Source organism: Pseudomonas sp. NPDC089407 (assembly GCF_044900445.1).
Lineage (GTDB): Bacteria > Pseudomonadota > Gammaproteobacteria > Pseudomonadales > Pseudomonadaceae > Aquipseudomonas.
In genome coordinates this window covers 173,222-184,995 of sequence record NZ_JBJDNB010000007.1, presented here as the reverse complement: position 1 = coordinate 184,995, position 11,774 = coordinate 173,222, and the positions used below count along the sequence as shown (strand labels likewise).

Sequence of the window (11,774 nt, the reverse complement as noted above, 5' to 3'; positions counted from 1 at the left end):
CGCCATATTGTGGGAGCCTGGCTTGCCGGCGATGGGCCGCAACGCGGCCCCAAATTGCTTAACTGACCGGCATTAGGGCAAGCCCGCTCCCACATTTGTTTCGGGCCAATTATTCCTGTGGAATTTGCGCGCGAACGCCTTTGGCGCATGCCTCGATATCGCGTCGGACAAACAAGGCGGTCGCGCGCGCCTGGCACAGGATGGACTGGCCCGAAACAAATGTAGGAGCGGCCTTGCGTCGCGATGCGCCGCGCGGGCGGCGCTCGATCTACCAGGCGCTGAAAACTTCCCGGCGAACACCTACCAGCCACAGCGCGCATTCCGCCCCGCGCTTTAGACATACCGCGACATATTGTCGGCTTGACTTTGCCTACTCCAATACAATTGCTGTAAAGTTGACGTAGAGGTCAGCTTTTTGCGAGCTAGGCCCAGAATTAAAAGAAAGGGCAGACCCCCTGCTGCCCAGAGGATCAAGCATGTCCAACCGTGATATTTCCCGGCGCGCCTTCCTGCAAGGCGGCCTGATTGCTGGTGTCGGCGTAACCATGGCGCCCCTTGGCAGCCAGGCCTTCGCCGCGCTGATGGAGGAACGCGTCACCACCTCGCCGCAGAAGTGGATGAACCACGACGGCAAGGCGCGTTTCCGTAACGATGCCTTGTCCAAGGTCTGCGGCGACAAGGTGTTCGCCCGCGACATCCGCGCCAAGGACATGCCCGGCTGGCCCGCGCAGCAAGGCCATGCGCTGCTGCTCAAGGCGACCAAGGCTGACCGCATCTATGCCGGCCACGACCTGAGCCTGCTCGGTGCCGAGCTGCAACCGGACCGCATCGTCACTGCCACCGACCTGGAGCAGGACGGCATCGTCTGGCCCGAGGCCCATTCGCCCGACCCGCTGCTGCCGCCCGGCAAGGTGCCGATGTTCATCGGCCACCCGGTGGCGATCCTGATCTGGTACGACTTCGAGCGCTTCCGCCAGGCCAAACGCAAACTGCAGTTCAACGACCAGGCGATCCGCTACGGTGCCCAGGCGCCGCTGTACCAGCGCGACCCTTATGGCAGCTTCCGCTTCGTGCGGGTGGGCGGCGCCACGCCGTTCGACGACGATGAATTTTCCAGCCTGAAGAATTCCATGCTGTTCCCGACCATTCTCAACCGCAAACCGGTATGGCCCAAGGAACCCAACCAGCACGGTGACCTGACCGAACAGGGGCTGTTCTACGCCAAGCGTATGGGTGAGCAGCTGGACAACCCGCCCGAAGGCTGGCTGGTGTTCGACGAGCGCTACAAAACGCCGTCCATCGAGCCCGCCGCATTGGAACCGGACAACGGTAACGGCTGGTACGACCCGGCCACCGGCACGCTGCACTTCGTGGTTGCCACCCAGTGCCCGTTTGAAGTGGCGCAGGAATGCGTGCACATGATCAAACCGTCGCGCTTCGCCCTGCACACGCTGAACATGCACCCCGGCTACACCGTCGGCTACGGCTCGAAAGACAACAATATTTTCGTCTTCTATGCCGCCGTGGCCGCGCTGTATGGCGGCGGGGTGCCGATCCGCCTGGCCAACGACCGCTACGAGCAGTTCCAGAGCGGCATCAAGCGCCATGCCTTCGACATTCGCTACCAGCTGGCGGTGGACAAGCAGGACAACAGCTTCAAGATCTTCCGCGCCGACCTGAGCTGTGACGGCGGCGGGCGCATCAACTACAGCCCGTCGGTGGCCGCAGTGGGCGCGACTGCGGCGCAGTCGATCTACTACATGCCGCAGAACGACCTGTCGGTGACCGCCTATTACTCACGTGGCGTCGAGGCCGGCTCCATGCGCGGCTACGGCACCCTGCAGACCATGGCCGCCACCGAGATGATGGTCGACGAAATCGCCGGTCGCCTGGGCGTCGATGCCATCGACCTGCGCCGTGCCAACGCGCTGAAGTCGGGCATGAAGAATACCCAGGGTGCAGTCCCGGCCGGTGCCCTGCGCCTGTACGAAATCCTCGACAAGGCCGCCGTGCATGAATGGTGGCGCAACCGCGATGCGCGCAAGCAACAGATGGACGCGCAAGACCCGGACCACTGGTACGGCGTCGGCTTTGCCATCTGCCAGAAGGACTTCGGCACTGGCTCCGAAGCACCGATGGCCAGCATCGAGTTCAGCCGTGACGGGCGCATCAGCCTGCGCCACATTGGCACCGAACTGGGTACCGGCATGTCCACCTCGCAGGCGTTGGTGGTCAGCGACTTCCTCGGCCGCTCGGCCGACGAGGTGCGCACGGCGGTCACCGAGTGGCCGGAACTGCAGCTGAGCACCAGCGGCAACCCGTACCTGATCAGCCAGCCCGAGCAGGACGCGGCGCTGCGTAACCCGCGCTGGGTCGGCAAGCTGGCCTCGCCGTCGTCGGCGACCAACTCGGCGTTCTATTTCAGCCATGCCACCCGCGAAGCAGCACGCGTGCTGTTCAACCACGGCCTGTGGCCGGCGGCCATGGCCATCTGGAGCCAGGGCCCGCACGGCGGCCAGGCCAACCCGCTGGTGGTGCGCCGCGAGAACGCGGTGTGGGTCAACGGTGAACTGACCGGCAACGGCCTGGCGCCAATCCCGTTCGCCCAGCTGGCGCAGAAGGCCCACGACATGGGCCTGGTCACCGGCGTCAGCGTGCACGGCTTCAACCGCTGGAGCTGGGCCGAGGCCGATTTCGTCATCGACGGCGTGCGCGAGCGCTTCCCGCTCGATGCCGTGGCGGTGAAATACGGCGATGGTGCAGTAAACGCAAAGAAAGCGCAGATGAGCAGCCACGGCTACCACCTGCTTGACCGGCAAAACGCTGCCTACCCCGACACCCAACTGAACAACGCCATGGTCACCTACTACAGCCCGGTGGCGACCCTTGTCGAAGTCAAGGTCAACAAGGGCACCCATGAAGTTCAGGTGCTCAACCACCACAGCTGGGTCGAGTGTGGCCGGGTGCTGGTGCCGGAACTGGTCAAGGGCCAGCTCGAAGGCGGTATCGCCATGGGTATCGGCCACGCACTGACCGAAGAAATGCCACTGTACGAGGGCGGGCCCGGGGAGGGCGACTGGAACTTCAACCGCTACCGCTTGCCGCATGCGCGCGATGTGGCGGTGTGGCAGCAGACCAGCGAAATCCTCCCGCCGCTGTCACCGACCGACCCGTCCAAGGGCATCGCCGAAGTGGTGATGATCCCGGTCGTCGGTGCCATCGGCAATGCCGTCGCGCATGCCATTGGCAAGCGCGTGCGCGATCTCCCCATCACCCCAGCCCGTATCAAGGAGGCCCTCAATGGCTAACCGCCCACTGCAACTGACCCTCAACGGTCAACCGGTCGGCCCGGTCGAGGTCCCCGACGACCTGGCAATGCTCGACTACCTGCACGAACACCAGAACCTCACCGGCTCGCGCCTGGGCTGCGGCCAGGGTATCTGCCACGCCTGCGTGGTGATCGTCGACAACCCCGACGGCACCTGCGAAGAAGTGCGCACCTGCATCACCGGTGCCCATTACTTCGAAGGCAAGCAAGTCCGCACCATCGAAGGCCATGCCAAAAAAGACGAGGCCGGTAACCTGGCGCTGAACCCGATCCAGCAGAAGTTCGTCGACTTGTTCGCCTTCCAGTGCAGCTACTGCGCACCGGGCTTCGTCAACGCCGCCACCGTGCTGGTGGAGACCGCCCAGCGTCAGCCGCTGAAAAAGAGCGAGGTGGAAGACCGCATCGAGGCCAGCCTTGGTCACCACATCTGCCGCTGCACCGGCTATGTGCGTTACTACGACGCCACCCGCACGGTGCTCAACGACCTCGGCCTGGTCAAGGAGGGTTGAGCATGGGCTTCGTACGTAGCGCATTGGCGCTGGCCCTCGGCGTTGCTTTCGGTTCGGCTGCCCTGGCTGCCGACGAGGCGCAGGTCAAGCGCGGTGAATACCTGGCCCGTGCGGCCGACTGCATGGCCTGCCACACCGCCGAAGGCGGCGCACCGTTTGCCGGCGGCCTGCCGATCCATTCGCCGTTTGGCACCATCTATGGCAGCAACATCACCCCGGACAAGCAGTACGGCATCGGCAACTACAGTGCCGATGAGTTCTTTGCCGCGCTCACCGAGGGCAAGCGCAAGGACGGCGCCAACCTCTACCCGGCCATGCCGTACACCTCGTACCACCTGATCAAGCGCGAGGATTCGGATGCGATCCTCGCCTACCTGATGACCATCCCGCCGATCAACCGCCCGGCGCCACAGACCGCACTGCGCTTTCCGTTCAACGTGCGCATGGGGCTGAGCGGCTGGAACATGCTGTATGGCAAGCGCGTGCAATTGCAGCCGACCGAGGGTAAAAGCGCGGCCTGGCAGCGCGGCCAGTACATGGTCGAGGTCATGGGCCATTGCGGTGAATGCCATACCCCGCGCAACCCGATCGGCGCGCTGCAGCAGGACCAACGCCTGCGCGGCGGCCTGCTGGCGGGTTACCTGGCGCCAAGCCTGCTGGCCCAGGACCTGGCGGAGCGCGGCTGGACCCAGCCAGACCTGACCACCTTCCTCAAGCACGGCATCAGCGCACAAGGCAGCATGTTCAACGAGATGTTCCCGGTGGTGCACCACAGCACCCAGCATCTAGAAGACGCCGACCTGGCGGCCATGGCCACCTATTTGCTGGGTGACCAGCCGCCGCCGGCCAAGGCCATCCAGCCTGTTGCCCTGGCGCAGATGAGTGACAGCGCCAAGCGTGGCCACCAGCAGTACCTGAACGTCTGCGCCGGTTGCCATGGGGTCGACGGCGAGGGCAAACCGCACATCGCCGTGGCCATGCGCGGCAATACCGTGCTGCGCCAGGCCGACTCGCGCAACCTGGTCAAGGTCATCCTCGAAGGCATCCGTGAACAGCAGTTCACCGGCTTCGAGCGCATGCAGCCGATGCCAGGCTTTGCCGGCAAGCTCGATGACCAGCAAGTGACGGACATGGTCAACTACCTGCGCCAGGCCTGGGGTGGATTGCCCGGCGACCTGAACGTACAGCAGCTCGCCGAGCTGAAGGCGGAGTAACCCGTGCACCATCTCGATCTTCAGGTGATCCGCCAGGCCTTGCAGTGGTCGGGCAGCGGCCAGCGGGTGTGGTTGTGCACCGTGCTCGCCACCTATGGCTCGGCGCCGCGTGCGCCGGGCGCGCTGCTGGCGGTGAACGCCAGCGGCCAGTGGCTGGGTTCGCTGTCGGGTGGCTGTGTCGAAGATGACTTCCTCGAGCGCGTGGCCCTGGGGGAATTCCCCGATCCGGTCGCCATCGTGCGGTACGGCGATGGCAGCGACGCGCGTTCGAGCATTCGCCTGCCGTGTGGCGGCGTGCTTGAAGTGCTGGTGGAAAACCTGGCGGCCGAGTGCGAAGTGCAGGCGCACCTGCGGGCGCTGGAAAGCGCGCTGCTGGGCCAGCGCCGGGTGCTGCGTGAAGTGCGCCTGCCCGAGGGCACTCGGCAGTTGGCCGACGACCCTAGCCAGGGGCCGCGGGTGGAGCGGCAAAGCGACCGGGTACGCCTGCGTGTCGGCGCCGCCCAGCGCCTGTTGCTGGCCGGCTATTCCAGCGTGGCGCATTTCTGTGCCGAGTTCGGTAAAGGCATGGGCTTTGAAGTCATCCTTTGCGAACCGCGTGACCAAGTGCTCGACGGTGTGCGGCTGGACGGCATCGAAGTGCGCCGCGAGTTGCCGTCGGAATTTATCGCCAATGGCGGTTGCCATGCCGACACGGCGGTGGTTGCATTGACCCATGACCCGAAAATCGATGACCTGGCCATGCTTGAAGCGGTGCGTACCGAAGCGTTCTACATTGGTGTGATGGGCTCGAAGGCCACCTCGGACAAGCGCCGCGAACGCCTGCAGCGCATTGGTGGTCTGGATGAGGTCGACCTGGGCCGCATTCATGCCCCGATCGGCCTCAACCTGGGCAGCAAGACCCCGGCTGAAATCGCCCTGGCGGTGCTGGCCGATATCTTGCGCCTGCGCAACGGCATCGGGCGGGCCGCGCTGTGAGTGCGGTCGCGCTGCTGTTGGCGGCCGGGCGCGGCACGCGTTTTGGCGCTGACAAGCGCCGGGCGACCCTGGCTGATGGCCGCAGCCTGCTGGCGCATAGCGTGCAGCGGGCGAGGGCGGTGTTCGATGATGTGCGCGTGGTGCTGCGTGAGGGGGAGCGGGGCGAAGATTTTGGTTTGCCTGCGGATTGCCGGATCATCGACAGCCCGGATGCGGCGCTGGGGATGGGGCATAGCCTGGCTGCCGGTGCCCAGTCATTAGGCGATAGCCAGGCGCAGGCGGTGGCGATCTTGCTGGGTGATATGCCGTGGATCGAATCGGCAACCTTGCGGCGCCTGGTCGAGGCTTCCAGTGCTTCGAACATCGTATTGCCGCGCCATGCGGGGCAGCAGGGGCACCCGGTGATTTTCGGGCGCGAATTCTGGCCGGCGCTGGGGCAGTTGTCTGGGGATGAAGGGGCGCGGGCGGTGGTTCAGGCACATCGGGCGCGCTGCATGATGGTCGAGGTTGATGATGCGGGGGTTCTGCTGGATGTGGACACCCCACAGGCCTTGAGCAGCTGACGCGGTCCCTTGTAGGAGCGGCCTTGCGTCGCGAAAGGGGTGCGAAGCGCCCCCGGGATGTCAGCTTCGCAGCCTGTATAGCCGGGGCCGCTTTGCGGCCCTTTCGCGACGCAAGGCCGCTCCTACAGGGGGCTGCGCTGGCCTGAAGATTTATGCATTAGCCACAAAAAGTCCATAATCCCCCCTTAATCCGCCCAAGGTGCAATGCCAGCCACACCACTCCGGGAGCCCCACCATGCACGTTCTGCTCTGCGAGGACGACGACCTGATCGCCGCCGGCATCTGCGCCGGCCTTACCGCCCAGGGCCTGACCGTGGACCGGGTGGGTAACGCTGCGGCTGCCCGGGCGATGCTGCAGGCTGCGCAGTTCGACGTGATGATCCTCGACCTCGGGCTGCCTGACGAAGACGGCCTCAAACTGCTACGCCGCCTGCGCGAAAAAGGCGAGACCCTGCCGGTACTGGTGCTCACCGCCCGCGATGCCGTCACCGACCGCGTCGATGGCCTGCAGGCGGGTGCCGACGATTACCTGCTCAAACCGTTCGACCTGCGCGAGCTGGCTGCACGCCTGCACACCCTGCTGCGGCGGGTGGCCGGGCGGGCGGTGAACGTGATCGAGCACGGCCCGCTGCGCTATGACCCGAGCAGCTGCGAGGCCACCCTGGCCGGCCAGCACGTCGACCTGTCGCGCCGTGAACAGGCGCTGCTGCAGGCGCTGCTGCAAAACCCCGGGCGGGTGCTGTCCAGCGAGCAACTGAAAGACTGCGTGTACGGCTTTAGCGACGAAGTCGAAAGCAACGCCCTGAACGTGCATATCCACCACCTGCGGCGCAAGCTCGGCAACGGTATCGTCGAGACCGTGCGCGGCCTGGGTTACCGTCTGGGCCCGGCGCAGGCACCGGAAGAGGCCGCATCATGAGCCTGCGGGTACGCCTGAGCCTGATCCTTGGCAGTGCCTTCGTGATCATTTGGGTGCTGGCTGCCGCGTGGATGCTGCGTGACCTGCGCCAGCAGATGATGTTCTCCCTCGACCAGCGCCTGGTGGCGTCGGCGCGCATGGTCGCCGGGCTGATCGACCAGCTGCCGCAGCCGCTGACCGCCAAGGGCGGCGAGGCGCACTTTTCCGCCGACCAGTTCAGCGTACCGGATGGCATGGCCTGCCAGGTCAGCTCGCTGCGTGGCGAGATCCTCGCCAGCAACCACAAGCACGATGGCGCCATGGACGACGAGCGCAGTGGTTTCCGCGACCAGACCATCGACGATGCCCTGTGGCGCACCTTCACCTACAACCATGGCGATGTGCGCATCACCACGGCCGACCGGCACATGGAACGCGAGGCGCTGAACCAGTCGATTTTGCTGGCCGCTTCGGCGCCGGTGCTGATGGCCCTGCTGGGCAGCCTGGGGCTGTTGTGGATCGGCCTGGGCAAAGGCCTGGAACCGCTGAACCGCATGCGTGATGCCTTGCGCCGCAGGCGCGCGGACAGTGTCGAGCCGCTGCAGGTGGCAGGCCTGCCCAGCGAGTTGCAGCCGTTGCTGGACACCCAGAACCAGCTGTTCCTGCGCATTGCCCAGACCATCGAGCGTGAGCGGCGCCTGACCGACGATGCCGCGCACGAGCTGCGCAGCCCGCTGACCGCGATCAAGACCCACCTGCAGGTCGCGCGCATGACCGATGGCGCCGTGCGCGAGCAGGCGCTGGAGCATGCCGAGCAGGGCGCCGACCGCATGCACCGCACGCTGGAACAATTGCTGATGCTGGCACGGGTCGAAGGCAGCCTGTCGTTCGAGGACGGTGTGCAGTGCAGCGCCGAGCAGGTGGCCCGCCAGGCGGTGCAGGATGCCGGTGGCGGCGACAACCGGCGCATCGTGCTGCGCTTGCCCGAAGAGGCTACGCAGATCTACCTGGGCATGCCGGCGCCGCTGGCAGTGGCAGCGTTACGCAACCTGCTGGACAACGCCTTGCGCCATGGCGGCGATGAGGCGGTGGAACTGGAAGTGCAGATGGCCAACGGGCAGGTGGGGTTCATGGTGCGCGACCATGGGCCGGGGATTGCAGAGGCCGACCTTGAGCATTTGACCGAGCGCTTCTGGCGCAATGGTCAGAGCGGCGGCTGCGGGTTGGGGTTGGCGATTGTGCAGGCAATCGTGCAGCGCTGTGCCGGTAGCCTGCGCTTTGACAGCCGTAGCGACGGGTTGCGGGTGTTGTTGCAGGTGCCGGCGCGCCCTGGGCATTGATCTTTATCGCCTGTTCTGGCCTCTTCGCGGGTAAACCCGCTCCTACAAGGTGCGCGCCGTACGCGAAACCTGTGTAGGAGCGGGTTTACCCGCGAAGAGGCCAGCACAGGCCAATGAAAATCCCACAACAAGCGCTAAATCCTCCCCGCACTCAAGCGTTTCCCAAGCGATAACCGCCCATTCGCTTGCTTGCGAGGATTTACCCATGTCCACCGCTTCCAGCCTTGCCCAGCTCCCGCCGGCCAGCGTGCCGCACGCCTTGTACGAATTCACCGATTCGCCCCTGCTGCAACGTCAGCAGCAACAGGAGTCCAACGCCCGCAGCTACCCACGACGCATCCCGCTGGCGCTCAAGCGCGCCCGCGGCATCCACGTGGAAGATGTCGAGGGCCGCCAGTTCATCGACTGCCTGGCCGGTGCCGGCACCCTGGCGCTGGGCCACAACCACCCGGTCGTGATAGAAGCGATCCAGCGCGTGCTGGCCGATGAGCTGCCACTGCATACCCTGGACCTGACCACCCCGGTCAAGGACCGCTTCGTCCAGGACCTGTTCGGCATCCTGCCTGAAGCCCTGCGCCGTGAGGCCAAGGTGCAGTTCTGCGGCCCGACCGGCACCGATGCGGTGGAAGCGGCGCTCAAGCTGGTGCGTGGCGCAACCGGGCGCAGCACCGTGTTGGCCTTCCAGGGTGCCTACCACGGCATGAGCCAGGGCGCGTTGAGCCTGATGGGCAGCCATGGGCCGAAGCAGCCACTGGGCGCCTTGCTGGGTAATGGCGTGCAGTTCATGCCGTACCCGTACGACTACCGTTGCCCGTTCGGCCTGGGCGGTGAAGCCGGGGTCAAGGCCAACCTGCATTACCTGGAAAACCTGCTGCTCGACCCGGAAAGCGGCGTACCGCTGCCCGCGGCGGTGATCCTAGAGGTGGTGCAGGGCGAGGGCGGGGTGATTCCGGCGGACATCGAATGGCTCAAGGGGGTGCGACGCATCACCGAGCAGGCCGGCGTGGCCTTGATCATCGACGAGATCCAGAGCGGCTTTGCCCGCACCGGGCGCATGTTCGCCTTCGAGCATGCCGGCATCGTGCCAGACGTGGTCACCCTGTCCAAGGCCATTGGCGGCAGCCTGCCACTGGCGGTGGTGGTGTACCGCGACTGGCTGGACACCTGGAAGCCAGGTGCGCATGCCGGCACCTTCCGTGGCAACCAGATGGCTATGGCGGCGGGTTCGGCGGTAATCAATTATCTGGTCGAACACCGTTTGGCTGAACATGCCGAGGCCATGGGGCAGCGCCTGCGTCGGCACCTGCTGCAGTTGCAGCGCGATTATCCGCAACTGGGGGATGTGCGCGGGCGTGGCTTGATGCTTGGTGTCGAGCTGGTGGACCCGCAGGGTAAGCTGGATGCCCTCGGCCACCCGGTAGCCAACCGTGAGCTGGCGGCCAAGGTACAGTGTGAGTGCCTGAAGCGTGGGCTGATTCTTGAGCTGGGCGGGCGGCATGGTGCGGTGGTGCGCTTCCTGCCGCCGTTGATCATCAGTGGCGAGCAGATCGATGACGTGGCGCAGCGCTTTGCGGAGGCGTTGATCGCGGCGGTCTGAGCGATTGCCGGGGCCGCTTTGCGGCCCATCGCCGGCAAGCCAGCTCCCACAAGGACCGCGCAAGCCTTCAGGTCGGCGCGGTCTCTGTGGGAGCTGGCTTGCCGGCGATGGGGCGCAAAGCGGCCCCGGCTATTTCAAATCAATCGACGGCCCGTCGCATATCAACCTACCCTGGCGGTTACCAGCCGCGCCCGGAATTCACCCAGAAATTCACCGACAGCGAAGTGGATACTGATTCGACCTGGTGGAACCAGCCCTCAGGCAGAAACAGCAGGTCGCCGGCCTGCAGCACCACGCGCAGGAACGGTACTTCGCGTGCGGCTGGAAAGCGCTGGTAGTCCGGTGCGTCGGGGTTGAAGTCGCAACCGTCGAGGCCACCCTTGGGGCTGGTTGACCAGGTGCCCAGCGCCGGGCGGTGATGCGGTGCAGCGAGGATGAACGACTTCTGCCCCCAGACCTGGGCGAACAGGTTGTCGGTATCGTCGCGGTGCAGTGGCGTCAGGGTGCCCCTGGGGCCGATCCAGATACGCGGCGCAATGAACTTGTCGCGGCTGAAGTACTGCGGGTGGCGGATCAGCGTCAGCAGCTTTTCCGGCACGATGTTGTTGCCCATGTAGGCCGGGGTTTCCCCGGGTTTGGCCGGGGTATCCAGCGAGGCGATGAACTCGGCCATCGAGGTGGAGCGGAAATCGCGGTCGGTGGAAAAGGTCTTCTTCACGTAATCGCCGTGCCGGGTAATGCCCTGCAATTCGGCGAAATGCTCCAGCGAGGCCTGGCGGCCCATGGTGAACAGTGGCCAGTCCTGCAGCGCATCGCTGATCACCACGGGCGTACCGTGCTCCAGGAACTCGCGCTGAAAGCGCGCCAGCGGCATGTCGGCATAGGCAACCCTTGCCACTTCGCGCTGCACCGGCTGCGCAGCCGACACCCGTTCGCTGAGGCGCGTGGGGGTCGGGTAGCGCTGGTTCATCGACACCTTGGCCGCCGTGGCGCCGCGACGGGCGTTGCTGATGATTTGCGGCAGCAGCGTGGCCAGGCCCATGTTGCCGGTGATCTTTAGCCGGGCACTGGCGAACAGTTCCTCGACGTTGGCGGTGCCCGCCATGATGCCGAGGAAGTCGCGCTCGGCCACTTCGATGGTGACGTCCGGCGTGCTGTGCTGGCCGACGCCGGTACGGCTGCTTTCGCGTACCTCCGACCAGAAGGCCCGGTCGTGGCCGAAGACGAACTGGAATACGCCTTCGATGCCGACGGCATGGGCGTTGGCGAACAGTTTGCTGAGGATGCTCTGAAGGTCCACGGTGTGCCTCTGGCGGTCTTTCGTTGTGCAGGGATAACGAGTGCCCGCGC

At 65.5% G+C, this 11,774-nt stretch carries 9 protein-coding genes; 8 read left to right on the top strand and 1 reads right to left on the bottom strand.

All coding sequences use genetic code 11. The features are described from left to right. Positions 1-476: 476 nt before the first annotated feature. The 8 genes from ACI2KG_RS08210 (at position 477) to ACI2KG_RS08175 (ending at position 10,424) form a co-directional block, all read left to right on the top strand. Entirely contained in the window at positions 477-3,308 is a 2,832-nt protein-coding gene (locus tag ACI2KG_RS08210) for a xanthine dehydrogenase family protein molybdopterin-binding subunit (RefSeq protein ID WP_404661525.1), read from the top strand. Continuing rightward, positions 3,301-3,837: a (2Fe-2S)-binding protein gene (locus tag ACI2KG_RS08205; RefSeq protein WP_404661524.1), complete on the top strand. Its 537-nt coding sequence runs from the start codon at positions 3,301-3,303 to the stop codon at positions 3,835-3,837. The genes ACI2KG_RS08210 and ACI2KG_RS08205 overlap by 8 nt, the downstream gene beginning before the upstream one ends. Positions 3,838-3,839: 2 nt before the next feature. Further along, a complete protein-coding gene (locus ACI2KG_RS08200; RefSeq protein ID WP_404661523.1) occupies positions 3,840-5,051 on the top strand; it encodes a cytochrome c in 1,212 nt (403 codons plus the stop codon). A 3-nt stretch (positions 5,052-5,054) separates the two neighbouring features. After that, positions 5,055-6,026: an XdhC family protein gene (locus ACI2KG_RS08195; RefSeq protein ID WP_404661522.1), complete on the top strand. Its 972-nt coding sequence runs from the start codon at positions 5,055-5,057 to the stop codon at positions 6,024-6,026. Beyond that, entirely contained in the window at positions 6,023-6,589 is a 567-nt protein-coding gene (locus ACI2KG_RS08190) for an NTP transferase domain-containing protein (RefSeq protein WP_404661521.1), read from the top strand. Before ACI2KG_RS08195 ends, ACI2KG_RS08190 begins: the two co-directional genes overlap by 4 nt. A gap of 235 nt (positions 6,590-6,824) precedes the next feature. Next, entirely contained in the window at positions 6,825-7,508 is a 684-nt protein-coding gene (locus ACI2KG_RS08185; protein ID WP_404661520.1) for a response regulator, read from the top strand. Continuing rightward, a complete protein-coding gene (locus ACI2KG_RS08180) occupies positions 7,505-8,827 on the top strand; it encodes an ATP-binding protein (protein WP_404661519.1) in 1,323 nt (440 codons plus the stop codon). The genes ACI2KG_RS08185 and ACI2KG_RS08180 overlap by 4 nt, the downstream gene beginning before the upstream one ends. Positions 8,828-9,032: 205 nt before the next feature. After that, the gene (locus ACI2KG_RS08175; protein WP_404661518.1) at positions 9,033-10,424 is read left to right on the top strand and encodes an aspartate aminotransferase family protein; all 1,392 of its coding nucleotides are present in this window, start codon (positions 9,033-9,035) and stop codon (positions 10,422-10,424) included. A 178-nt stretch (positions 10,425-10,602) separates the two neighbouring features. Here the strand turns inward: ACI2KG_RS08175 and ACI2KG_RS08170 are convergent, their stop codons facing one another. After that, positions 10,603-11,724 carry a cupin-like domain-containing protein gene (locus tag ACI2KG_RS08170; RefSeq protein ID WP_404661517.1) on the bottom strand — a complete coding sequence of 374 codons (1,122 nt, stop codon included), beginning with the start codon at positions 11,722-11,724 and terminating at the stop codon, positions 10,603-10,605. Positions 11,725-11,774 lie beyond the last annotated feature (50 nt).

Bases quoted from the DNA above. Each gene is read 5' to 3' on its own strand.
- ACI2KG_RS08185 (WP_404661520.1), top strand. From the start codon at position 6,825: ATGCACGTTCTGCTCTGCGAGGACGACGACCTGATCGCCGCCGGCATC.
- ACI2KG_RS08210 (WP_404661525.1), top strand. From the start codon at position 477: ATGTCCAACCGTGATATTTCCCGGCGCGCCTTCCTGCAAGGCGGCCTG.
- ACI2KG_RS08175 (WP_404661518.1), top strand. From the start codon at position 9,033: ATGTCCACCGCTTCCAGCCTTGCCCAGCTCCCGCCGGCCAGCGTGCCG.
- ACI2KG_RS08205 (WP_404661524.1), top strand. From the start codon at position 3,301: ATGGCTAACCGCCCACTGCAACTGACCCTCAACGGTCAACCGGTCGGC.
- ACI2KG_RS08180 (WP_404661519.1), top strand. From the start codon at position 7,505: ATGAGCCTGCGGGTACGCCTGAGCCTGATCCTTGGCAGTGCCTTCGTG.
- ACI2KG_RS08200 (WP_404661523.1), top strand. From the start codon at position 3,840: ATGGGCTTCGTACGTAGCGCATTGGCGCTGGCCCTCGGCGTTGCTTTC.